The following is a 23,445-nucleotide window of genomic DNA, read 5'->3' as shown; positions in this document are numbered from 1 at the left end:
GCGCAGGCCGGGTTATGTAACTGAAAGTGCCTGAACTTGTTGAGAATGCTGGGCAAATCACATTTTCGCTGGAAGTTGTTCATGATTGAGCTGTTCCCATGCCCTCATGTATACATCGGCTTCGTATTCGTAAGGTGATTTGAACGGGGTTAACACGAAATCGAAGATCAGAAAGAAAAAACCAACCGATGCCCAGGCGATGGAGAAAGTGCTGAGGGTTGTAGCCTGTACTTCAGGATTCGAGTTTACAAAATCCTGAAGCAGGGGGATGAGGTCGGACGCCAGAACTACCGGGTTGAAGCTGGATAGCACCAGCGGCACCCAGAAGGCCATGAATACAGGGAAGAAGCCAAACGACCAGAGGATACGCCGGGCCAGGTATATGGCAACTTCGCGCCAGAACCTCTGTCGTAGTTCAGGGGATTTCCTTATGCGCTCTAGATACCGGCGTCGCTCCGCCCAATAGGCTGCGACTTCGGGAGCCTGCTCGGCTTTTGCTGGGCCTGAACTTGCTGGGCCTGGAGTTGTGCTCATGGATCAGTGGGCTACCTTATCGCTTGGGGACGGATGCATGATAATCGATACTACGTGTTACCCTACAATTCTCCAATTGTTTAACGACAGGATAGTTTGAATGGCTGCAGTGATCGACAACGCAACCCATCCGGCTTTTGAGAAGCTTCGCAGTCACCGGATTGATACGCTTAATCTCGATGTTGAGGAGTATCGTCACAGGAAAACCGGTGCCCGCCATCTTCATCTCGCGGCGGATAACGACGAGAACGTGTTTTTTGTGGCGCTCAGAACCTTTCCGATGGATTCTACAGGCGTTGCCCATATTCTTGAACACACGGCCTTGTGTGGCAGTGAACGCTATCCTGTCCGCGATCCCTTCTTCATGATGATTCGTCGTTCCCTGAATACGTTCATGAACGCCTTTACCAGCAGCGACTGGACGGCATACCCCTTCGCGAGCATGAATCGAAAGGATTTTGATAATCTGCTATCCGTTTATCTGGACTCCGTGTTCTTCTCCAAACTGGATCCGCTGGATTTCGCACAGGAAGGCCATCGCCTGGAGTTTGAAAAGCCGGATGACCCCAGTACGGAGCTGGTATACCGGGGAGTTGTTTACAATGAAATGAAAGGCGCCATGAGCGCGCCCACCTCACAGCTCTGGCAGAACCTGAGCAGCCATTTGTTCCCGACAACCACCTATCATTACAACAGTGGTGGCGAGCCGGATCAGATTGTTGATCTGAGCTACGAGGATCTTATCCGCTTTTACCGGCATCACTATCACCCCAGCAACGCAATTTTTGCCACCTACGGAAATATTCCTGCCCATGAGCATCAGGAGCGTTTTGAAGAGCTGGCACTCAAGCGTTTCGACCGGCTGGATATTGAACTGCCTGTGCGGGATGAAAAGCGCATGTTCGCGCCGGTTCGTGTTGAGCAGGGCTACGGGGTAAATGAGGGCGAAGACACGGCCAGCAAAACCCATATCGTAATGGGTTGGCTGTTGGGCCATAGCTTTGATCTTCAGGAAAACCTCGAAGGGCAGTTGTTGTCGGCTGTGTTGCTGGAAAACAGCGCCTCTCCGCTGATGCGCGCCCTGGAAACAACCGACATTGGTCAGGCTCCTTCACCAATGTGCGGTCTGGAAGATTCCAACCGTGAAATGACGTTTGTTTGCGGTATTGAAGGCAGCGAGCCCGAGAAGCAGGGCGATCTGGAAGTCCTGATCGAGAGCACGCTGAACAAGGTGGTCGAAGAAGGCGTCAGCGAGGAGCGCCTGGAGGCGATTCTTCATCAGCTCGAACTGCATCAGCGTGAAATTGCCGGAGACAGTTTCCCCTATGGTCTTCAATTGATCATGAGTGCCATTGCTCCCATGGTTCACGGCGGTGACCCTGTTGAATTGCTGGATCTGGAGCCGGTTCTGGCTAGTCTCCGCGAGAAAATCCATGATCCGCAATATATTCCGAACCTGATACGTCGCAAGCTGTTGGATAATCCGCACCGGGTAACGCTTACCTTGCGTCCGGACGACAAGCTTGACGCACGGCGCCAGCAGGCAATCCGCGAAGCACTTGCAAAACGCAAGGCTGAGCTTTCCAGTGAGGAAGTTGCCCATATCGTTGATCGCGCCAAAGCGTTGGAAGAGCGCCAGATGCGCAAGGATGATGACTCGATTCTGCCGAAAGTGGATCTGACCGACGTACCGCTGCAAATGCCGGAACCTGAAGGTCGCTTTGATGGTGATATTTCTGCAAGCATATTTGCACGGGGCACCAATGGTCTGGTGTACGAGCAGGTTGTGGTGCCTCTGCCGGATCTGACGGAAGAAGAACTGCTGCTGTTACCCTACTACGGTGCTCTGATTTCAGAGGTGGGTTGCGGCGACCTGGATTATCTGCAAATGCAGGACCGGATCTCGGCGGAATCCGGTGGTATAGGAGCCTCGTTTTCGGCTAAAGCTCGCATTGATGACGTCCAGAACCTTTCAGGCTATGTGATCTTCAGCGGTAAAGCGCTGTCCCGCAATCGTACAGCACTCACCAAGCTGCTCCGGGATGTTTACACCAGTGCCCGGTTTGATGAAAAAGATCGCATTCGTGAAATTGTTGCCCAGATTCGTGCCCGCCGAGAGCAGGCGGTAACAGGCAGCGGTCACGCTCTGGCTATGGGGGCTGCAGCCCAGGGTATGAGCCCCGGAGCCTGGCTGTCCTTCCGGCTGGGTGGTCTGGCTGGAATCCGAGGTACCAAAAAGCTTGATCAGTCCTTGAAAGATCCTGCTGCGCTGGACGCTTTTTGTCAGCAACTGGCTGGCTTGCACAAGAGAATCAGTGAGCAGGCGCGAGAGTTCCTGGTCATTGGTGAGGATGAGCACCTTCCTGCGCTGATCGACGACCTTAAAACCTGCTGGGGCAGTGAAAAGGGCGTTGAATCATCTCGTTGGAGCATGGAGCCGGTGAGCTTTGTAACCCGTGAAGCCTGGCTGACATCCACGCAGGTAAACTTTTGCGCCCGGGCCTATAGCACTGTGCCAGTTGACCACCCGGATGCAGCCGCACTTACGGTGCTCGGAGGGTTCCTGCGCAACGGGTATCTGCACAGAGCCATTCGGGAGAAAGGCGGTGCCTATGGCGGCGGTGCCGCCCAGGACAGCGTGAATGGCAACTTCCGGTTCTTTTCTTATCGGGATCCTCGTTTGGCTGAAACCCTGGATGATTTCGACAAGGCGTTGGCCTGGCTTCAGGAAACTGATCACGAATATCAGGAACTGGAGGAGTCTATCCTTGGGGTGATTGGTCAGTTGGACCGCCCCCGTTCTCCGGCTGGCGCTGCGCGCCACGCGTTTCATAACAAGTTGTTCGGGCGCAGCCCGGAGCAGAGAATGCGTTTCCGTGAGAGGGTGCTGGCGGTAACGCTGGATGATCTGAAACGGGTTGCGCAAATCTGGTTGGCTCCGGAAAAGGCAAGCACAGCCGTTGTCACCGGGCCTGAAAACCGTAATCTTGTGACAGAGCTTGGTCTGGATATTCAGGAGCTGTAGATAAAAAGCTGGCAGGCCAGTTATGGCCTGCCAGCTTCCCAAGAACTATTCCAGATACGATTCTTTTCCCAGAAATTACTGCTATCGGTTTCGCTTCAGGCCGGTAGCAACCATGATGCGTGTCGAGATTTCTTCGACTGAATACGCAGTCGTATTCAGGAAAGAGATGCGCTCTCGCCGGTACATCAATTCAATCTCTTCGATTTCGTGCATGCATTGCTGGATGGACGAATAACGGGAATTTGGTCGACGCTCATTACGGATGGTGGCTAATCGCTCCGGCTCAATCGTCAGGCCAAAGATCTTTTGTTTATGGGGGCGTAGAGCTTTTGGCATCTGCTGATCCAGCAGATCCTCCTCGGTAATCGGGTAGTTGGCGGCTTTAACGCCATATTGGAGCGCTAAATACAGGCAGGTGGGTGTTTTGCCGCTGCGGGACGCACCGACAAGAATCAGGTCTGCCTCATCGTAATGTCGCGTGCGTGCACCGTCATCGTTGTCCAGTGCAAAGTTCACTGCGTGTATGCGCCGCTCGTACACACCTTCATTATTGATCGCATGGGACTTGCCCACGGAATAGGATGAAGAAGACTGTAATTCCTGTTCCAGAGGGCTCAGGAAGGTTCCAAAAATATCCACCATGAACCCCTGGGCATCCGAGATAATTTCACGGATTTTGCCGTCCAGGATTGTGTCGAAGATCAAAGGCCGGGTACCGTCGGTTTCAGCGGCGCTGTTAATGCGTTTGACCATATCCCGGGCTTTTTCAACATCGTCAATATAGGGTACGGTAATACGCTCAAACTCAATTTTTTCGAATTGGGCCAGTAGGCTGTGACCGAGGGCCTCGGCGGTCAGGCCGGTGCCATCGGAGATAAAGAAGGCTGTACGTTTCATGGTGTTGGTCCGGCTCCCTAGGTAAAATCCGATGGTTACAGTATCATACACGCCATGCTCGATACTCCGCAGTGGTTGTTATCCGATTTTTGCGCTCGATACCGCTGGCCCGGTTTAATTCTTAGCCTCACAGATTCAAGGGAGACACGCTTTGGAAGATTACATAATCTGGTTTGATCACCTGGGAATGTCCGATGTTGACCGGGTAGGTGGCAAAAACGCCTCCCTCGGTGAAATGATCAGTAATCTCGCCAATGCAGGTGTAACGGTTCCTGGTGGTTTCGCCACCACGGCTCATGCTTACCGTGAGTTCCTGGCCAAAGATGGCTTGAAGGGCAAGATTGATAACGTCCTCGACACCCTCGATATAAACGATGTGAACGAACTGGCCAGGGTAGGTGCGAAAATTCGCCAGTGGATTATCGAAACTCCCTTTCCTGATGCACTGGAAGTCGCGCTCAAGGATGCCTACGCGCAAATACTCAATGGCAACGACCAGATGGCGGTCGCCGTGCGGTCGTCAGCAACGGCTGAAGATCTGCCCGATGCTTCGTTTGCCGGTCAGCAGGAAACCTTTCTGAATGTGGTCGGGCTTGAGCAGGTTCGCACGTCGGTTAAAGAGGTGTTTGCCTCTTTGTTTAATGACCGCGCGATTTCTTACCGTGTTCACCATGGTTTCGACCACAAACTTGTAGCCCTGTCTGCGGGTATACAGAAGATGGTGCGTAGCGAAACCGCCTCAAGCGGCGTTATGTTTACGCTGGATACTGAATCCGGCTTCCGGGACGTTGTATTCATTACAGGCTCCTATGGCCTTGGTGAAACAGTTGTTCAGGGTGCCGTTAACCCGGACGAGTTCTACGTTCATAAACCCACACTCGATGCCGGCCGGCCAGCCGTTTTGCGCAGGAACCTCGGCAGCAAAGCCATCAAGATGGTGTATCACTCCGAACCCGGTGAAGGCCAGCTTGTTGAAACCGTTAAAGTGGACCCGGAAGAGCGTGGCCTGTTCTGTGTTTCAGATGCCGAAGTCGAAGAGTTGGCCCGGCAGGCCATGATCATCGAGAAGCACTATCAGCGCCCAATGGATATTGAATGGGCCAAAGATGGTGATGATGGGAAAATTTATATCGTGCAGGCCCGTCCGGAAACGGTTAAAAGCCGGGCTTCTGCCAACGTAATGGAGCGTTACCTGCTGAATGAAACCGGCACCGTGCTGGTGGAAGGCCGCAGTATCGGCCACAAAATTGGTGCCGGCCCGGTCAAGATCATTACCAGCATAAAAGAAATGGATCGCGTGCAGGCTGGTGATGTGTTGGTGACTGACATGACAGATCCGGATTGGGAGCCTGTTATGAAACGTGCTTCCGCGATTGTTACGGACCGTGGTGGCCGGACCTGTCACGCCGCTATCATTGCCCGCGAACTGGGTATCCCCGCAGTAGTGGGCTGTGGTGATGCAACGGAAGTCCTGAAGGATGGGCAGGAAGTAACCGTGTCATGCGCTGAGGGCGATACCGGGCTGATCTACGAAGGTGCTCTGGACTTCGAGCTGCGTGAAAATACCGTGGACTCCATGCCCAATATCCCGTTCAAGATTATGATGAACGTAGGTAACCCGGATCGTGCTTTTGATTTCCAGTCCCTGCCTAATGAAGGGGTTGGTCTGGCCCGTCTTGAGTTTATTATTAACCGCATGATTGGTGTGCACCCGAAGGCCCTTCTGAACTTTGAAGGCTTGCCGAGGGATATCAAGCAAACCGTCGAGAAGCGTATCTCCGGTTATAGTTCTCCGGTTGATTTTTACGTCGACAAACTGGTTGAAGGTATTTCTACTCTGGCCGCCGCCTTCTGGCCGAAAAAGGTTATCGTGCGGTTGTCTGACTTCAAATCCAACGAGTATGCCAACCTGATCGGCGGTACCTTATACGAGCCGGACGAAGAAAACCCGATGCTGGGGTTCCGCGGTGCTTCACGTTATATCTCGGAAACCTTCCGTGACTGTTTTGAGCTGGAATGCCGTGCGCTCAAAAAAGTACGCGATGTAATGGGTTTGACCAACGTTGAGGTTATGGTGCCTTTTGTGCGCACTGTCGGTGAAGCCGAGCAGGTGGTCAAACTTTTGGCTGAGAATGGTCTCAAGCGCGGAGAGAATGGTCTTCGTGTAATCATGATGTGCGAACTGCCGGGCAATGCGTTGTTGGCCGAGAAGTTCCTGGAGCACTTTGATGGTTTTTCTATTGGTTCCAATGACCTCACTCAGTTGACCCTCGGCCTGGACCGTGACTCGGGCATTATTGCGCACCTTTTCGACGAGCGGGACGAGGCCGTTAAAATACTGCTTTCCAGTGCTATTCAGGCCTGTAAAAAAGCAGGCAAGTACATCGGCATCTGTGGTCAAGGACCATCGGACCATCCCGATCTTGCAAAGTGGTTGATGAATCAGGGCATTGATACTGTATCCCTTAACCCGGATTCGGTGTTGGATACCTGGTTCTTCCTGGCCGATGAAAAAATCGACTGATTTAACTCTGTACGTAAGGAGAGCGATAAGGTGACAACGATTATTACCCCGGATTTGTGTGATGAGTTTCCGGAAGTTGAAGTGGTCGCACCTGGCTTCAATAACTATGGTGGTATAAAGGCCTTCGGTGGCGAAATCGTTACCGTAAAGTGCTTTGAAGACAACTCTGTGGTGAAAGAGCAGGTTGGCTTGCCTGGCAATGGTCGCGTTATGGTAGTTGATGGTGGCGGTTCCATGCGCCACGCGCTACTGGGCGATATGCTCGCTGAAAAAGCGGCCAGCAATGGTTGGGCAGGGTTGATCATCTATGGGTGCGTGCGGGATGTTGACGAGATCGGCAAAACGGATCTGGGGGTCCAGGCGCTGGCTACTTACCCTCGGAAAAGTGAAAAGCGCGGGCTAGGCGATCTGGATGTGCCTGTGACATTCCATGGCGTGACCTTCCGTCCGGGCCACTATGTATACGCTGATAACAACGGCATCATCGTGTCAGAAAAGCCGTTGGTTTAACTGCCTTACCCCTGGTTTTTCGGAGCCAGGGGCAGGCGTGAGGGGAGGTTAGCGGGTGACTTCGCTGATATTGGTTCCCAGCAAGAAACCCTCACCCTCCGGCTCGCACCGGATTACCTCGCAGATCGTCTCCAGCGGAGGGAACTGATCGTTGCTCGGATGGAGCACCGTGCTCAGCTCTTCCCCCACCATTACCGGGTTTCTTACAAGCAGCTGCATTCCTGTTGCGCTCAGATCCTTGCAGGTGCCTGTAAAAACATTTCCCTTGCTGTCGGTAATCTCGATTTCCGACTCAACCTGCATTCGATGAAAGTCACGCTTTTCTGAATAGTCCTTCATAGCGTTTACGCCCAGTTATCGGTTTTTCTTGTCGGTTTGAGCATCGGAATAACCAAAGCGAGGAATACCCCTCCGAGCACGAGACCGGCGCCTACGAGCATGAAGTCTGATTCTTTGCTGGCTTCCAACCGCTCGTTCTCTGCGGTTAACACTTCCAGATCGTTACGCAGCTTCTGATTCTCACCCAACAACTCGCCGTTCCGACGCTTCAGGTTGATCGAATCTGAAGAAATGCTCTTGATGCGCCTGAGCTCTTCCTGTAACTCCTCGGTGCGGGTAGATAAGGTAGTTTCCGCGTTACTCAATGAGTCTCTTTCATTGGATACTTCTGATAGCTGCGCTTTTAGAGAGGATAGCTCAGTTTGGGCCTGCTCAAGTTGCCTGCTTACAGTTTTCAGCCGATCTGCGGCAATCGGCGTATCGCTGATGTACTGGCTTGAAACCCAGCCGTCGTTGCCTTTAGGGGTACGCACGCGGGTATAGCCTGAGTCTGACGTTTCAATAACTTCCAGAGCGGTGCCGCTGGGAACCGCGTTCTCAATGATGCGGTATTGGGAGCCGGCACCGGACCTGACAGGAAGATAAAGCTGGTCATCAACCCAAACGGTTCTTGCCTGAGCAGCGGCAATAGAAGACAGGATAAAAAGCGCACTGATGGCAAGGCGAAAAAGCGTCACTGGCAATATTCCCACGGTGTTCAGGTTAAAAGGGTGGTTCTGGAAGAGAGTAACTACTAAAGCAACAATTTTGTCACAGATCTGCGACCATTCAAGCGCGCTGTCATTACAATAAGCTCATGGATCAGGTTCAGTTGTTTCAGGGCAGTACAACTTTAAAGGGCTTAACCGTCACTTTCTGATAAACGCCAGCATCAACATAGGGGTCGCTGTCTGCCCAAGCCTGTGCTGCACTCAGGGAGTCGAACTCGGCAACTACGAGGCTGCCCGAGAAACCTGCTTCACCCGGATCAGCCGTATCGACAGCAGGGTGGGGCCCTGCTACCAGGAGCCGACCTGCGGCCTTGAGTTGCTGCAGTCGTTCGAGGTGGGCGGGTCTGGCTGCCTGGCGCAGAGGCAGGCTATTGTCGATATCTTCACTGATAATGGCGTAGTACATACTGCTCTCCGGTTTTGTGGCAGCTACCGATTAATAATGCATGCAGCGGAATGGCTGATACACTGTTGCTCCTGGCCTGCGTAAGCTGGTTCAGGCGCATACTGCCACTCACTTCACGCTGGAATTTCTGTGACTATACCGCAAGACCCTGTTTTGTGCATTGATCTGCATTGCCATAGCACCGCATCAGATGGTGCGCTCACGCCTACGGAGTTGGTGGTCCGCGCTGCGGATCAAAAGGTCACGCACCTTGCGCTCACAGATCACGATACGATTGATGGCCTGGAAGAGGCGCAGGCTGCAGCAGAAGCCAATGGTGTAGTACTGGTTCCGGGTATTGAGCTTTCCTGTTTATGGCGGAGCCATACAATCCACATCGTTGGTCTGGACTTTGATATCAGTAATACCCATTTCCTCGAGGCACTGAAGCAGCAGAACCGCAATCGCTGGGCAAGGGCTGCCATGATTGCTGAGCGTCTCAACAAGCTTGCCATTCCGGATTTACTTGATCGTGCCGTCGCCGAATCCGGCGGTGATGTTCCCGGGCGCCCGCACTTCGCGAAAGTAATGGTGGAAGCAGGTATCGTGAAAAATGCCGCGCAGGCGTTCAAGCGCTATCTGGGCAGTGGAAAGGTGGGTGACGTCAAGGCTTACTGGCCAGAGCTGCAGGAGGTCGTGCAGTGGATTAACTCGGCCGGCGGACTCGCTGTGTTGGCTCACCCCCGGAAGTACCAGCTTACTGCAACGAAACTCCGGGATCTTGTTGCTGATTTCCGGCGAGCTGGAGGGCAGTCTATTGAGGTGTCCACGTCAGGACAATCCAGTGGGGATCTCGGGTTTCTGGCTGAGCTGTGTAGGCGGGAAAAGCTGTTAGCCTCCCAGGGCAGTGATTTCCACTTTCCGGGGGGCCCCTGGTGTGAGCTTGGCCGGATTATGAAAATGCCAGACGGGCTGGAGCCGGTCTGGCATCATTTCAGGCAGGTTCCTGGCGTTGACGCGCGAGTTTAATCCGGCGCGTGGAACAGCAGGTACAAGTCAGTTAGCGAGTCGGGGATAGCGTCGGCCATCTGACGTGACAGTTTTTCGCTGTTGCGGACGTTCTGGAAGTCTTCGTCGTCAAAAAGACCCGACAACGTCAGCATGGGCACCATCAGGTCGGCGGTGTCCTGTTCGCTGGCAGCATCCAACCACTCATCCTCGTTTTCCAGGAAGGTGTCCACGAAGCCCGCGCACCAGTTTTCCAGAGCGTTAATCGGATCACCATCCTCCGGTTCTGGTAGCTCCAGAGCCTGGCCCATATCCAGCGCCTTGACCATGCTGGCTGCCAGCTGTGTAACGCACTGACGGAAGGTTTCAGGAATTCCACCGCCGGGTGTCTCATCGGTGCCTGTAACCAGGCGAAACACCGTTTCGACACTCAGCTTCGTTGGCCCTACAACGCTGGCGCAAACTGCGCCATGGAAGCCGAAAAAGTCGAGTGCTTCATCCCCCCATGGCTCGGCAAAGAGAATGTCTTCCAGAGCTTCAATGTCGGAATCGGACAACATCCTTTAGTTACCCCCGGACTTTTTTGCTTCTTCAGCTGCTCTCTGGCGTTTACGAACCTCGCGCGGGTCGTTGTAAGCGCGACCGGGTGTTACCGGAGCCACCGCTTGTTCTACAGGCTTTTCTGAAGCTTCAGAAGCAGCCTTGGTCGGTTCGGCCTCAGGCTTGTCTTCAGGTGCTTTCTCTGCAGATTTATCCGCTGCTGGCGTTTTTCTCCGGCTTCTGGCGGGTACTGACCTTTGCTTTTTCGCAGCAGGAGCGGCTTTGCTCTCGTCTTCAGAAGAGCTTGCTTCGGCGTTTGAAGGTTCTTTTTCGTCTTCTTTGGCTAAAGGCTTCTCGGGCACCACCGGTGCTTTCTCTGCTTCGGCTGCCGGCTTTTGTTCAGTCTCGGCTGAAAGCGAAGGCTCTTTTTCCACTGCTGAGGGCTTTTTATCCGCAGCTGAAGGCTCTTTTACCGCAGCTGAAGGTTCTTTTTCCGGGGCTGAGGGCTCTTTACCCGGGGCTGAGGGCTTTTTATCCGCGGCTGAAGGCTCTTTTTCAGGAGCTGAGGGCGCTTTATCCCCGGCAGCGGGTTTACTCGCCTCAGTAGCCCCACTGACTTTATCGGCCGGTTTCGGAGTGGTTTCTGCGGTCGTCTCCTCGCTTACCGCAGCTTTTGCCTCAGGCTCAGGTGTCTTGGCCTTGGGTGCTGCTTTCGGCTTGGCTACCGGTGCTTCCGCTTGCGCAGTTGGTTCTGCCTGAACGGGGGCATCGGTAGGGGCCTTGACTGCGGGCTTAGGAGCTTCCGGAGCCTCTTGTTCTTCAGGTTTAGGTGCCGAGGCCAGTTTCGTCTTGTCAGTAGCAGCATCGGCGTTAGCCGTGTCAGTGACGGTCTCGGTTTTTTGTGCCGGTTTAGGCTCAGCGGATGCCTTCTGTTCCGGTTGCTTCTTTTGGCTCTGTGAGGCCGCTTGGGATTTTGCGCTGGCTTGATCTGCGCTCTTTTCCGTCGCGGTAGGTGTTTTCACATCCGCACTGGCGTTATCCCGGCTTCTTTCAGGCTGAGTATCTTTCTGATGCTTCTCATTGCGTGCATTCTTGCGAGCTGCAGGGCTGGAAGCGGGAGCCTCGGACGATGAGCCGTCCCGATTACGTGGGCGGCGCGGCTTACGACGGCTTTCATCAGAACCGGATTTTTCGGTTGTCGGTGCCTTTTGACGGGCTTCCTGCTGATTTGTGTCTTTTTGATCGCCGTTATTTCTGTTGTCGCGCTGGGGCCGGTTGCGGTTTTGGCCGCGGCTCTGGCCTTCTTTACGCCCGTCCCTGCGATTATCGTCACCACGGTTGTCAGAGCCTTTGTTCTCGGCGCCTTTATTGGCATTCTGGCGATTCGGGTTTGAACGGTTCTGATCGTCGTTGCGGTTGCGTCCCCGCGAGCGGTTATCATCGCTGCGGTTTGCCTGGTTATTGCCCTGACGGCGCTCGTTACCGGTGCGATTGTTGCCGCTAGAGCTTTGGCCATCACGCGCTACGCGTGTTTTGCGACGATCCTGGCGCGCTTGATTACGCTGGTCTCCGCTTCTGGCTTCTGAGTTGTCACGGGCATTGGTCGGCTGCTCTTCCTCATTGTTAAAGAAGCACGCAATCTTGCGACCAATGCGACGGAACAGTCCGTCGTCCTGCTCTTCAGAGACGTTGACCTCTTCAGCTTTTGCAGTCGGTGCGGCGGCGCTCGGGCGAATAGCTCTGACTGCCGCCTGCTCACGAACTGGCTTTTCTGCTGCGGGAACTTCAAGCACCTCTTCTTCGCGCTCGCTGTATTCCTGCGCTACCTGGTGGCTTGAAATATGCTCTGGCGCTGTTTCATCATCGCGCATACGCAGAATTTCAAAGTGCGGTGTTTCCATATGAGGAACCGGCACAATCACGACGCTGACTTCCTGGCGCGCTTCGATATCCGCGAGTTGTTTGCGCTTTTCGTTCAGCAGGAAAGTAGCTACTGATACTGGCACGATGGCCCGTACTTCGCCGGTCTTTTCTTTAGAGGATTCTTCGTAGATCAGGCGCATAATGCTCAGCGCCAGAGATTCGATACCACGAATTGTGCCCTGGCCTTCACAGCGGGGGCACACTTCGCTACGGGTTTCGCCCAACGAAGGTCTCAGCCGTTGGCGGGACATTTCGAGCAGGCCGAAGCGGGAGATTTTGCCTACTTGAACCCGGGCCCGGTCGATTTCCAGCGCTTCGCGCATCTTTTGCTCGACTTCGCGCTGGTGTCTTGCGGGGGTCATGTCGATAAAGTCGATTACAATCAGGCCGCCCATATCGCGCAGGCGTAGCTGGCGGGCGATCTCTTCTGCTGCTTCCAGATTAGTCTGGAAGGCAGTTTCTTCTATATCCTGGCCTTTGGTGGCTCGGGAGGAGTTGATGTCGATAGACACCAGGGCCTCGGTAGGATCGATAACGATAGAGCCGCCAGAAGGGAGCCGGACTTCCCGCTGGAATGCAGTTTCGATCTGGCCTTCTATCTGGTAGCGGCTGAACAGGGGGATTTCGTCCTTGTACAGCTTGATCTTGTTCTCGAACGTAGGCATGACTGCGCGGACGAAGTTCAGTACGTCCTCGTAAACGCTTTCTGAGTCGATCAATACCTCTCCGATGTCCTGGCGAAGGTAATCACGAACGGCACGGATAATGACGTTGCTTTCCTGGTGGATAAGGAAGGGCGCTTTGCGCTCTCCTGCTGCCTGGGTAATGGCTTCCCAGAACTGCACCAGGTAATCGAGGTCCCATTGAAGTTCCTCGGAGGTACGGCCAATACCCGCGGTGCGCACGATGATGCCCATGGACTTGGGCACCTGCACGCTGTTCATCGCTTCCTTGAGTTGGGCTCGTTCTTCGCCTTCAATGCGACGTGAAATGCCGCCTGCGCGAGGATTGTTGGGCATTAAGACGAGGTAGCGACCAGCAAGGGAGATGAAAGTGGTGAGGGCGGCGCCTTTATTGCCACGCTCTTCCTTGTCGACCTGAACGATCACTTCCTGGCCTTCGGAAACCACTTCTTTGATATTGACCTTGCCTTCGATCTGTCCCGGAGATTTTTTAAAGTAATCTCTGGAGATTTCCTTCAAGGGAAGGAAGCCGTGACGATCGGCGCCAAAATCAACAAAAGCTGCTTCCAGGCTTGGTTCTACACGGGTAATGCGCCCTTTGTAGATGTTTGATTTTTTCTGTTCACGGGAGCTGGATTCGATATCGAGGTCGAACAGGCGCTGGCCGTCAACCAGGGCGACGCGCAACTCTTCTGGGTGAGTTGCATTAATAAGCATTCTTTTCATGGAAAGAGGATTTTCCTGTCGTTTAATTTTGACAGAAAACCAGTGGGCGTCGCATCTGCGAAGCAGGATGTGCGTGCCGCGGGCCCCGCTGAATCAGAGGCCAAGCGACGGACAGACGGATCATACCCTGTTGGGGTAAGATCCTGTTGATCTGAGACCACCGCCGACATCCCTAATGCCTGCTGGCAGGGAAGTGTCGCGTAGGGTTCGTGTCTGTTGGCGCATATAATCCGTTTTCAGGTTCACACAAGTGCCTGGGTCTCACGTCTTATTCGTAAGCTGGACGGCCCGGCCTTGCATGGCAGTGAATCTTCGCGATATCGCCCGGCGGTTTTCCGCACGGTTGCAATCATTCCGGTGCCAGTTCGCCGTTTTTTGAGCGGGTATTCCCTGGCGCTTCGGAAGCATTTCTTGCGCCGGGCCCGATAGTGATTGGGCGTTCGGCGTTCAAACTCTTGAATAGTGTCGGTATACTTCTGCCGCTCCGGCTTCTGACTCGAATTGGTCAGGCCGTAGACAAACGACAGATCACGCCGGAATATAACAGCATTCAGGGAGTCGTTCAATCCCGCTCGTATCACCAGCTATACCACCCGAGAAAGGAACCTTATGTCCCGCAAATCTGCTACCGGAAAGCCTACAAGTGCCAGGGTCAGAAAACCGGTGTCACGCCCGGGCAGTAGTGCCAATGCAAGGCAGGGAAGTGGCGGCCGAGAAGTGGTTCAGCAGGGGGTTCTTTGGGTCACGGTTGACGAAGATAATCATGGGCAGCGCCTGGACAATTTCCTTCTGGCGCAGCTTCGTGGCGTGCCCAGAAGCATTATCTACCGCATTGTCCGCAAAGGTGAGGTGCGTGTGAACAAAGGGCGGGTGAAGCCCGACACACGACTTGCGACGGGTGACCAGGTGCGCATTCCACCGGTTGTTCGCAAGGAGAAGGCTCCTCAAGCCGCACCCGGTAGCCGGGTGCAGGGCGTGGTCGAGGCTGCTGTTGTATTTGAGAATGATCAGATGTTGGTCGTCAACAAGCCATCGGGTATTGCAGTGCATGGTGGCAGCGGTCTCAGCTTTGGCCTGATTGAGGTGCTGCGAGCCGCTCGCCCGGAGGCCCGCTTTCTTGAGTTGGTGCACCGCCTTGACCGAGATACCTCCGGGCTCGTGATGGTAGCCAAAAAGCGATCAGCGCTTCGTTATCTGCAGGATGAACTCAGGCAGAGGCGGATTCGTAAACACTACCATGCCCTGGTAGCTGGGAGTTGGCCAGACAAGTTGGGTCGGGTTGATGAGCCGCTGTTGCGGTATGAGATGCCAAATGGCGAGCGCAGGGTAAGGGTGGACGAGGCCGGAAAGGCCTCGCTCACAACCTTCCGATGCCTTGCGCGCTATGACGGTTACAGTCTGGTGGAGGCATCGCCGGTTACCGGTCGCACCCATCAGATTCGCGTTCATAGCGCCTGCGCGGGTCATCCGATAGCGGGCGATGATAAGTATATGGATGATGTTAGTCTGAAGGCATTCCGGTCGGTGGGCGGTCAGCGCCTCATGCTGCACGCCAGGGCTCTTGAGCTTTTGCTGCCTGTTACAGGGGAGGCGGTTAGATTCGAGGCGCCTTATGATGAAGCATTCAGTCAAGTGTTGAGTAGGCTTGAAGCGCGTGCAATGGGAGCAGGTTGATGGAAGTTAAAGTTGTAATTTTTGATTGGGATGGGACGCTTGTCGACTCCGTAGATCATATTGCGGACAGCCTGCATCGGGCTGCCACTGAGCTGGGGTATCCTGCGCTGGAGAGAGAGGCCTATCGTGACATTATTGGTTTGGGCATGGTTGAGGCTCTTGAGCGGCTTTACCCGGGTATCACTCGCGAAGAAATGACGGCTATCCGGGAGGGGTACGGGAATTATTTCTTCCGCAAGGTTACGACGCCCCAGAACGTGTTTGAAGGTATGGCTGATGTGGTAGCAGATCTTCGTGGTGCCGGGCGAGGGTGTTCAGTGGCCACAGGTAAAAGTCGTAGAGGTCTGGAGTCAGCACTTGTTTCCAGTGGGCTGGGAACGCATTTTGATATTACACGCTGTGCCGACGAAACCCGGTCCAAGCCAGATCCGAAAATGCTTGAAGAGATACTGTTCTTCTACGGCGCTGAGCCTTCGGAGGCCGTTATGATCGGCGATACCCGCTATGATCTCGAAATGGCCCAGCGCATTGGTATGCCCTCTATTGGTGTTGAGTGGGGGGTTCACAAGCGTGATGTGCTTGGTGGGTATGCTCCCCGAGCCATTGTTGATTCAGTGCCGGACCTGCGTAGCGTGCTCGGTTTGTAAGCCAATTTTAGTGATTTAATTTCTGACAGGGAAAAATGCATGAGTGACTGGGATTCCGACAAATCGCCAGAATGGGGTGATAAGCCTGCAGAGCCTCGTCCAGGCAGAAATCAACCGCGTTTGCCGCCCGAATCGGGGCGTGATTGGAGGTTGATTGAAAAATTGGTGATGTCTCTGCAGTCCGAACAGCGGCGGAGTCGGCGGTGGGGGATCTTTTTCAAATTTCTCACTTTTGCGTATCTGTTTGCGTTGCTGGCGATTGTCTGGTCGCCGTTTGGGGGTAGTCTGGACGCAACCGTTGGTAAGCATACAGCGGTTGTTGAAGTGAACGGTCCTATCGCTGCAGACGAGCTCGCCAGTGCGGACAACATTGTGGGCTCGCTCCGTTCAGCCTTCGAGCAGGAGGACGCTGTGGCGGTTGTTCTTCGCATCAATAGCCCTGGTGGAAGTCCGGTACAGTCGGGTTATGTTTACGATGAGATCAAGCGACTGCGGGAGGAATACCCGGGTAAGAAGCTTTATGCGGTGATCTCAGATATCGGGGCATCCGGTGCTTACTATATTGCATCTGCGGCAGATGAAATCTATGCAAACCGGGCGAGCCTGGTGGGTTCTATCGGTGTCGTGGCAGGTGGTTTCGGGTTTACCGGCGCCATGGAAAAGCTGGGAGTAGAGCGTCGGCTTTATACGGCAGGCGAAAACAAGGCTTTTCTGGACCCCTTTTCGCCTCAACAGGAGCAGGAGGTCGACTTCTGGCAAAGCGTTCTGGAGAACACTCATCAGCAGTTCATAGAGGCAGTAAAGGAGGGGCGTGGTGATCGCCTCGCAGATGACGAGCGCTTGTTTAGCGGTCTGGTTTGGAGTGGTCAACAGGCGTTGGAGTTGGGGCTTATCGATGGGCTTGGCAGCACTTCACATGTTGCGAGGCAGGTGGTTGGCCAGGAAGATCTCGTCGACTACAGTCATCGGAAAGGTGCGCTGCGTGACCTTGTCGACCAGTTGGGGGTGTCTTTTGGTCAGGGAATTGCCGGGCAACTGGTTGAATCTCGACTGGAGCTGCGTTAGAGCGGCAGGGTTCAGGCTGGCAATTCCGGGGCAGGCTCAAGCAGCGGGTTTCTGCCCCAGGCTCTCAGCATGTCTGTCAGGGTGATTAATGGTAGCCCGATCAAGCTGTTGGGGTCCTGGCCTTCTAGTTGCCGGAACAGGGTAATACCCAGGCCCTCCATCTTGAAGCTGCCGGCACAGTCATAAGGTTCCTCTTTTAAAAGGTAAGCGTCGATTTCCGGGGCAGTCAGGTCCCTGAAATGGACCTTAAAGTGATCGCAGGAAGTTTGCAGTTTTCCGCTATTTGCATCGAGCAGCACCAGTCCGGTCATGAAGTTAACGTTCTGGCCGCTACTTCGGGCTAGTTGTTCGCGGGCATTCTGGTGATTCCCGGGCTTGCTGAGCAGGGTGCCGTCTGGCAAGGCGGCCACCTGATCTGAGCCGATAATCCAGTGTTTCGGGTAAGCGGAGGCCAGGGCTTTGGCTTTCGATGTGGCCAGGCGGATAGCGAGATCTTCTGGCGCCTCTCCATCAAGGGGTGATTCATCAATATCCGGGCTGGCGCTGGAGAAGGGTAGGCCGAGCCTTGTTAGCAGTTCTTTGCGATACCGCGATGAAGACGCCAGCAGCAGAGGGTTTCGGAGCATGAGGTTGGTCCTTGCATGGATTGTGCACCATTTTTCAGTGCGCTTATCGTAGAATACACCTACGGAAACCGGAACCCCTGATCAAAACCCGACGAAGTCTTTGACAGCAGCGAGCTTGGCCCCTAGAATTGCGCGCCTATGTCAAATGCGTCTAGTGCCGAATTGCCGAAAATAGTCGACCCGTACCGGTTGGCGGAGCATAACAGTGTGCTGGAGGGAGAAATTCCTATCAGTGCTTTGTCTCGTTTCCGTGAATCTGTTTTAGGGTTCGAAGACAGTGCCGCTTGTCGTGTGAAATTGTCCTTTTATCAGGATAGCGAGCGCCGCCGCATCGTCTCTGGTGAATTGGAGGCTCCGGTTAGACTGGAATGTCAGCGTTGCATGGGGTCCATGGATTCTGTGCTGGCCTCCACGTTTACACTGGGGCTGGTCACGAGCGATGAGCAGGCAGAACGGTTGCCAAAGGATCTCGAGCCGTTTCTGACGGCTGATTTCAGTGCAGACCTTTGGTCTATGGTGGAGGACGAGTTGTTACTGGTTCTGCCCCCGTATCCGCTTCACGATCGGAACGAGTGTCCGGCAAAAGAAGATCTGGAAGCCTACGAGCCAGACCACGCCTCGGCAGAGGCCGAGGCGAAGTCGAAGGATAACCCGTTCAGCGTGCTGGCGGGTCTCGGAAAAACAAAGCATTAATACGGGCGTGGGTATCTTCACGGGTGCCGGCGCAATTAAACGAACACACGTTACTTGTAACGATATTCAAGCAAAGTTTACGTTAACAGGTCAGGAGTATAACCATGGCTGTACAGAAGAACCGTAAGACCCGTTCCAAGCGTGGCATGCGCCGTGCCCACGATGCTTTGAGCCCTGTTGCTCTGAGCACAGATTCAACAACTGGCGAAGTTCACCGTCGTCACCACGTGTCCCCTGATGGGTTCTACCGTGGCAAGCAGGTAATCGAAGCCAACGACGAGTAATCTCGTTGCATAGCCGCATCAACACTCAGACGGGTGGAAGTACGGTGAAGCCGGTCACCATAGCGGTTGATGCTATGAGTGGCGATCGGGGGCCTGCAGTAGTGGTTGCCGCGGCTCTCGAAGCGGTGCGTGAAAATAAAGCCTTGAGTTTCATTCTGGTGGGAATCCGGAGCGAGCTCGAGGCTTTTTTGCGTGAAGGGCACCCGCGAATTCGTATTGTGGAGGCTGCGGATGTTGTCCGCATGAATGAGCGCCCCTCCCATGCGTTGCGACACAAGAAAAATTCTTCCATGGCCATCGCCCTGGGGTTGGTTCGTGATGGCGAGGCTGAGGGTTGTGTCAGTGCCGGAAATACCGGGGCTCTTATGGCTTTCGGTCGATCCATTATTCGTATGTATCCTGGTATTGAGCGCCCGGCAATTGCGAAACTGATTCCCTCGCTTCGAGGACGGTGTCATGTTCTGGATCTTGGCGCCAATGTGGATTCCAGCGCAGAAAACCTTTACCAGTATGCCCTGATGGGCTCTCTTATGGCCTCAGCAATCTGCAGCCAGGGTGAGCCGCGAGTTGCCTTATTGAACGTTGGCGAAGAAGAAATAAAGGGTAACGAACAGGTTCGCCTTGCCTCTCACATGCTTGCCCAGTGCGATTCTATTAACTACATAGGGTATGTGGAAGGCAGCGATCTGTTTCGCGATGTTGCTGATGTTGTGGTGTGCGATGGTTTTGTCGGCAATATTGCGCTGAAAACCGGCGAAGGTGTTGCCGGGCTGCTTATTGAGCTCATGGAGCAGGCGTTCACTCGCACGCTTTACGGCCGTTTTGTGGGTGCTCTGGCCCGCCCTATCGTCGGGCGACTCCTGCGGCTGATGGATCCCTCCCGTCATAATGGTGCCAGTCTTCTTGGTCTGCAGGGTGTGGTCATAAAAAGCCATGGCAATGCCAACGAGCGTGCCATGCTGGCTGCTATCCGGCAAGCCGTGCGAGAAGTCGAACTGGAAGTGCCTCGGCGTATCAATGAGCGCCTTGATGACCTGATGCTCTGACTGCCTCAGACTAAAGTCGTTATCGCATTTGCGGCAGACTCGCGCAAAATCAGGCCAGCTTGTACTATTGGCTAATCTCCTGAAACTCCCATTGACGATAAGATCCCGCTTATGAAATCAGCCTTTATATTTCCCGGACAGGGCTCCCAGTCAGTTGGCATGCTTTCCGCGGCCGCTGAGTCTTGGCCCATGATCAACAAAACCTTCGCTGAAGCTTCTAATGTGCTGGGCTACGATCTCTGGCAGCTTTGCCAGAAAGGGCCGGCAGAAGAGCTTAACCAGACGATGGTTACCCAGCCTGCACTTCTGACAGCAAGTATTGCATTATGGCGTCAGTGGCTAGTCGCAGGGGGGCCGAAACCCGATTTTGTTGCTGGACACAGCCTGGGTGAATACAGTGCTCTTGTTGCCGCTGAAAGCCTGGATTTCGTGGAAGCTGTCAAGTTGGTGCGTCTGCGCGGTGAGCTCATGCAGGAAGCTGTGCCCGCCGGTGAGGGTAAAATGGCAGCCATTCTCGGTCTTGAAGATGCTGACGTTGTATCAGCCTGTGAAGAGGCGGCTAACGGTGACGTCGTATCAGCCGTGAATTTTAACGCGCCAGGCCAGGTGGTTATTGCCGGCTCCGCGACTGCTGTTGATCGGGCTATCGAGGCCTGTAAATTAAAGGGCGCGCGTAAAGCCATGCTTTTGCCGGTTAGCGTCCCATCACATTGCGCGTTGATGAAAGGCGCTGCCGAGGAATTGGCTCAGGCACTTGATGAGGTGCGCTTTAATGATGCCGTCACACCGGTTATACAGAATGTTAACGCTGCAGCCGTAACAGATTCGGCTACACTGAAAGCCAATCTTCTCAAACAGCTGTATTCCCCGGTGTTATGGACCGACTCGGTTCGTGCTCTGGTGAATAGCGATGTTACTGTCGCAATTGAGTGTGGTACCGGTAAAGTGCTTGCCGGGCTGGCCAAGCGAATTGACCGTGGGCTCGCTGTTCACGGGATCGAAGATCCCGAGGCTCTGACAGCTGCACTTGCGGCATTTGAACCGTCTTGAAGAAAGGGAGTTGCACATGTCTCTGGAAGGCAAAACAGCACTGGTAACTGGTGCTACCCGAGGAATTGGTAAAGCTATCGCTCTGGCGCTTGGAAAACAGGGCGCAGAGGTGGTTGGCACCGCGACCAGCGCCGAGGGAGCAGCGTCCATTACGGATAGCCTTCAGGCTGCAGGTGTTAGCGGTTATGGCATAGTGATGAATGTCGCTGACCCTGAAAGTATCGAAACGGGGCTGAAAGAGATTGCCGGGAAATCCGGCGCACCTCTGATTCTGGTGAATAATGCGGGTATAACCCGTGATAACTTGCTGATGCGTTTAAAGGATGATGACTGGGGTTCGGTGCTCGAAACTAACCTTTCAAGCGTGTACCGTACCAGTAAAGCTGTTTTGCGAGGCATGGCAAAGGCCCGGTGGGGCAGGGTTATCAATGTCAGCTCGGTGGTCGCCAGTATGGGAAACCCCGGGCAAGCTAACTATTGTGCCGCAAAGGCCGGCGTAGAAGGCTTTACCCGTAGCCTGGCTAAGGAAATGTCGAACCGTGGCATTACTGCTAACTGTGTCGCGCCTGGATTTATTGATACAGATATGACGAAAAAACTGGACGACGGGCAGCGTGAGGCTATGCTGGGAATTATACCTGCTGGTCGCCTGGGTCAGCCTGAAGAAGTGGCGGCTCTGGTTGCGTTTCTTGCGTCTGATATTGCCGGCTATGTGACTGGTGAAACCATTCACGTAAATGGCGGAATGTACATGGGATAAGCTCCGGTTCCGGGGCTCGTGCGCAACCCCTTGTCGCACAACATGTTTAACCGAATCCCTGCTTGTCTGCAGGTAGGGTTTACACTAAACTGGCAGCAATTGAGTTGCTTGGTTGATACACAAAGTGAGGATATTATGAGTACAGTTGAAGAGCGCGTGAAGAAGATTGTTTGTGAACAGTTGGGCGTTAAAGAGTCCGAAGTTCAGAACTCATCTTCTTTTGTAGAGGATCTTGGCGCTGACTCACTGGACACCGTTGAGCTCGTCATGGCACTGGAAGAGGAATTTGAAACTGAAATTCCGGATGAAGAAGCCGAGAAGCTTGCCAGTGTACAGGACGCGATCGACTATATCGTCGCGCATACCTGATACTCTGCATTTAAGTAAGTCAGGCAAAAAGCCGTCCTTGTTATTCAGCGAGGGACGGCTTTTTTATTGCCTGAGAATTATCCGTGCTTCGGGTTCATTCAGTAACAGCGGAAGTTGAAAGAGCAGGTGAACGGCTTACGGGTAAATGGTATGGGTAAACGGTATGGGTAAACGGTATGAGTAAACGGCGGGTTGTGGTCACTGGCATGGGTATGTTGTCTCCTTTGGGAAACGATGTGGCTTCTTCCTGGGAGGCTATTCAGGCAGGTCGTAGCGGAATTGGAAAGATCGATCGCTTTGATGCCTCCGAATACAGCACCCGTATTGGTGGTGCGATCAGGAATTTGGATCTGGCCCCCTATCTTTCCACCAAAGAAGCCAGAAAGCTTGATGCGTTTATTCATTATGGTCTGATTGCGGCCCAGCAAGCCGTCGATGACAGTGGGCTTACTGAATATGACGAGCTGGATCGTGACCGTGCAGGTATAGCAATAGGTTCAGGTATTGGTGGGCTGGAGTATATCGAGAAGAGCGTGTTGACGATGGAGAAATCGGGCCCACGCAAAGTATCACCGTTTTTTGTCCCGGCGTCCGTCATCAACATGATTTCCGGAAATGCCGCAATAAGGTTTGGTTACCGGGGGCCAAATATCGCCATTGTTACCGCCTGCACCACGGGGACGCATAATATTGGCTACGCCGCCCGAACCATTGCTTATGGCGATGCAGACGTGATGCTGGCCGGTGGCTCTGAAATGGCCACAACGCGCACAGGCATAGCTGCATTTTCATCCGCCCGGGCACTGTCTACCCGTAATGACGAGCCTGAGAAAGCCAGCCGGCCGTGGGATAGAGACAGAGATGGATTTGTGCTCAGTGACGGTGCCGGGGTGCTGGTACTGGAAGAGCTGGAGCACGCTAAAAAACGTGGTGCAACCATCTACGGTGAGTTGGTCGGATTTGGTATGAGTGATGATGCCCACCACATTACAGCGCCGCCGGAAGATGGAGAAGGCGCTGCACGCTCCATGAGCAATGCGCTGCGGGATGCCGGCTTGGAGCCTGAAAGTGTCGATTACATCAATGCACACGGAACATCGACGCTTGTGGGCGATGTGGCTGAAGTTGCGGCGGTCAAACGTGTGCTTGGTGACCACGCAAGCCGGGTGGCCATGAGCAGTACAAAGTCCATGACTGGACACTTGCTTGGTGCGGCGGGCGCCGTGGAGGCGATTTTTTCCCTGCTTGCGATACGTGATGGCGTATTGCCGCCAACCATCAACCTCGATAACCCGGCTGAAGGCTGCGATCTCGATCTTGTGCCCAATGCCTGCCGTAAGGCAGATGTCCGCGTGGCTTTGTCCAATTCATTTGGCTTTGGCGGCACCAACGGTACTTTGATTGTCAGCCGCTACGAAGGCTGAGTA

Annotated in this window: 23 protein-coding genes; 14 read left to right on the top strand and 9 right to left on the bottom strand. The window is 54.1% G+C overall.

Annotated elements, in window-relative coordinates; all coding sequences use genetic code 11:
- Window positions 1–57: 57 nt before the first annotated feature.
- Window positions 58–534: a hypothetical protein gene (locus Q4501_RS00990; protein ID WP_303593407.1), complete on the bottom strand. Its 477-nt coding sequence runs from the start codon at window positions 532–534 to the stop codon at window positions 58–60.
- A gap of 100 nt (window positions 535–634) precedes the next feature.
- On the opposite strand from Q4501_RS00990, the gene Q4501_RS00985 reads away from it, so the two are divergent.
- Window positions 635–3,559, top strand: coding sequence for an insulinase family protein (locus Q4501_RS00985; protein WP_303593404.1), 2,925 nt, complete (start codon window positions 635–637; stop codon window positions 3,557–3,559).
- An 81-nt stretch (window positions 3,560–3,640) separates the two neighbouring features.
- On the opposite strand, the gene Q4501_RS00980 is transcribed toward Q4501_RS00985, so the two are convergent.
- Window positions 3,641–4,456 (bottom strand): pyruvate, water dikinase regulatory protein, encoded by an 816-nt coding sequence (locus Q4501_RS00980; RefSeq protein WP_303593402.1) that lies wholly within the window; start codon window positions 4,454–4,456, stop codon window positions 3,641–3,643.
- A 151-nt stretch (window positions 4,457–4,607) separates the two neighbouring features.
- Between Q4501_RS00980 and ppsA the strand changes: the two genes are divergently transcribed.
- Both ppsA and rraA read left to right on the top strand, forming a co-directional pair.
- On the top strand, window positions 4,608–6,980 hold the full coding sequence (ppsA, locus tag Q4501_RS00975; protein WP_303593400.1) for a phosphoenolpyruvate synthase: 2,373 nt from the start codon (window positions 4,608–4,610) through the stop codon (window positions 6,978–6,980).
- 30 nt (window positions 6,981–7,010) lie between these two features.
- On the top strand, window positions 7,011–7,490 hold the full coding sequence (gene rraA, locus Q4501_RS00970; protein WP_303593398.1) for a ribonuclease E activity regulator RraA: 480 nt from the start codon (window positions 7,011–7,013) through the stop codon (window positions 7,488–7,490).
- A gap of 48 nt (window positions 7,491–7,538) precedes the next feature.
- Here the strand turns inward: rraA and Q4501_RS00965 are convergent, their stop codons facing one another.
- The 3 genes from Q4501_RS00965 to Q4501_RS00955 form a co-directional block, all read right to left on the bottom strand.
- A complete protein-coding gene (locus Q4501_RS00965) occupies window positions 7,539–7,829 on the bottom strand; it encodes a PilZ domain-containing protein (RefSeq protein ID WP_303593396.1) in 291 nt (96 codons plus the stop codon).
- Window positions 7,830–7,834: 5 nt separating this feature from the next.
- Window positions 7,835–8,506, bottom strand: coding sequence for a TIGR04211 family SH3 domain-containing protein (locus tag Q4501_RS00960; protein WP_303593394.1), 672 nt, complete (start codon window positions 8,504–8,506; stop codon window positions 7,835–7,837).
- A gap of 139 nt (window positions 8,507–8,645) precedes the next feature.
- The gene (locus Q4501_RS00955) at window positions 8,646–8,945 is read right to left on the bottom strand and encodes a YciI family protein (protein WP_303593392.1); all 300 of its coding nucleotides are present in this window, start codon (window positions 8,943–8,945) and stop codon (window positions 8,646–8,648) included.
- A gap of 129 nt (window positions 8,946–9,074) precedes the next feature.
- Between Q4501_RS00955 and Q4501_RS00950 the strand changes: the two genes are divergently transcribed.
- Window positions 9,075–9,953: a PHP domain-containing protein gene (locus Q4501_RS00950; protein WP_303593391.1), complete on the top strand. Its 879-nt coding sequence runs from the start codon at window positions 9,075–9,077 to the stop codon at window positions 9,951–9,953.
- On the opposite strand, the gene Q4501_RS00945 is transcribed toward Q4501_RS00950, so the two are convergent.
- The 3 genes from Q4501_RS00945 to Q4501_RS00935 all read right to left on the bottom strand — a co-directional run bounded on the left by Q4501_RS00945 (window position 9,950) and on the right by Q4501_RS00935 (window position 14,370).
- Window positions 9,950–10,492: a YecA family protein gene (locus tag Q4501_RS00945; protein WP_303593390.1), complete on the bottom strand. Its 543-nt coding sequence runs from the start codon at window positions 10,490–10,492 to the stop codon at window positions 9,950–9,952. The two genes, Q4501_RS00950 and Q4501_RS00945, sit on opposite strands and share 4 nt — an antisense overlap.
- Window positions 10,493–10,495: 3 nt before the next feature.
- Window positions 10,496–13,804 carry a ribonuclease E gene (gene rne, locus Q4501_RS00940; RefSeq protein ID WP_303593388.1) on the bottom strand — a complete coding sequence of 1,103 codons (3,309 nt, stop codon included), beginning with the start codon at window positions 13,802–13,804 and terminating at the stop codon, window positions 10,496–10,498.
- Window positions 13,805–14,046: 242 nt separating this feature from the next.
- The gene (locus tag Q4501_RS00935) at window positions 14,047–14,370 is read right to left on the bottom strand and encodes a hypothetical protein (protein ID WP_303593387.1); all 324 of its coding nucleotides are present in this window, start codon (window positions 14,368–14,370) and stop codon (window positions 14,047–14,049) included.
- Window positions 14,371–14,413: 43 nt separating this feature from the next.
- On the opposite strand from Q4501_RS00935, the gene rluC reads away from it, so the two are divergent.
- From rluC to Q4501_RS00920, 3 genes are read left to right on the top strand one after another with little or no spacing between them, the layout of a single operon-like run.
- Window positions 14,414–15,478, top strand: coding sequence for a 23S rRNA pseudouridine(955/2504/2580) synthase RluC (rluC, locus tag Q4501_RS00930; RefSeq protein WP_303593385.1), 1,065 nt, complete (start codon window positions 14,414–14,416; stop codon window positions 15,476–15,478).
- Window positions 15,478–16,125, top strand: coding sequence for an HAD family hydrolase (locus tag Q4501_RS00925; protein ID WP_303593383.1), 648 nt, complete (start codon window positions 15,478–15,480; stop codon window positions 16,123–16,125). Before rluC ends, Q4501_RS00925 begins: the two co-directional genes overlap by 1 nt.
- 39 nt (window positions 16,126–16,164) lie before the next feature.
- Window positions 16,165–17,190, top strand: a complete 1,026-nt coding sequence (locus Q4501_RS00920) for a S49 family peptidase (protein WP_303593382.1) — start codon at window positions 16,165–16,167, stop codon at window positions 17,188–17,190.
- 11 nt (window positions 17,191–17,201) lie between these two features.
- Here Q4501_RS00920 and Q4501_RS00915 read toward each other — a convergent pair whose 3' ends face one another.
- Window positions 17,202–17,816, bottom strand: coding sequence for a nucleoside triphosphate pyrophosphatase (locus Q4501_RS00915; protein ID WP_303593380.1), 615 nt, complete (start codon window positions 17,814–17,816; stop codon window positions 17,202–17,204).
- 138 nt (window positions 17,817–17,954) lie between these two features.
- On the opposite strand from Q4501_RS00915, the gene Q4501_RS00910 reads away from it, so the two are divergent.
- The 7 genes from Q4501_RS00910 to fabF all read left to right on the top strand — a co-directional run bounded on the left by Q4501_RS00910 (window position 17,955) and on the right by fabF (window position 23,442).
- Window positions 17,955–18,509 (top strand): YceD family protein, encoded by a 555-nt coding sequence (locus tag Q4501_RS00910; RefSeq protein WP_303593378.1) that lies wholly within the window; start codon window positions 17,955–17,957, stop codon window positions 18,507–18,509.
- Window positions 18,510–18,613: 104 nt separating this feature from the next.
- Window positions 18,614–18,793 carry a 50S ribosomal protein L32 gene (rpmF, locus tag Q4501_RS00905; protein WP_303593377.1) on the top strand — a complete coding sequence of 60 codons (180 nt, stop codon included), beginning with the start codon at window positions 18,614–18,616 and terminating at the stop codon, window positions 18,791–18,793.
- 44 nt (window positions 18,794–18,837) lie between these two features.
- Window positions 18,838–19,839: a phosphate acyltransferase PlsX gene (plsX, locus tag Q4501_RS00900; RefSeq protein ID WP_303594328.1), complete on the top strand. Its 1,002-nt coding sequence runs from the start codon at window positions 18,838–18,840 to the stop codon at window positions 19,837–19,839.
- A 111-nt stretch (window positions 19,840–19,950) separates the two neighbouring features.
- Window positions 19,951–20,889, top strand: coding sequence for an ACP S-malonyltransferase (gene fabD, locus Q4501_RS00895; RefSeq protein ID WP_303593376.1), 939 nt, complete (start codon window positions 19,951–19,953; stop codon window positions 20,887–20,889).
- A gap of 16 nt (window positions 20,890–20,905) precedes the next feature.
- Window positions 20,906–21,649, top strand: a complete 744-nt coding sequence (gene fabG / locus Q4501_RS00890; protein ID WP_303593375.1) for a 3-oxoacyl-ACP reductase FabG — start codon at window positions 20,906–20,908, stop codon at window positions 21,647–21,649.
- Window positions 21,650–21,784: 135 nt separating this feature from the next.
- Window positions 21,785–22,018 carry an acyl carrier protein gene (acpP, locus tag Q4501_RS00885; protein WP_012136033.1) on the top strand — a complete coding sequence of 78 codons (234 nt, stop codon included), beginning with the start codon at window positions 21,785–21,787 and terminating at the stop codon, window positions 22,016–22,018.
- Between the two features lie 176 nt (window positions 22,019–22,194).
- Window positions 22,195–23,442 (top strand): beta-ketoacyl-ACP synthase II, encoded by a 1,248-nt coding sequence (gene fabF / locus Q4501_RS00880; protein ID WP_303593373.1) that lies wholly within the window; start codon window positions 22,195–22,197, stop codon window positions 23,440–23,442.
- The last annotated feature ends 3 nt before the right edge of the window (window positions 23,443–23,445 follow it).

The sequence above is a fragment of the Marinobacter sp. 2_MG-2023 genome, assembly GCF_030546935.1.
GTDB lineage: Bacteria > Pseudomonadota > Gammaproteobacteria > Pseudomonadales > Oleiphilaceae > Marinobacter.
This window is presented reverse-complemented; position numbering and strand designations above follow the sequence as displayed.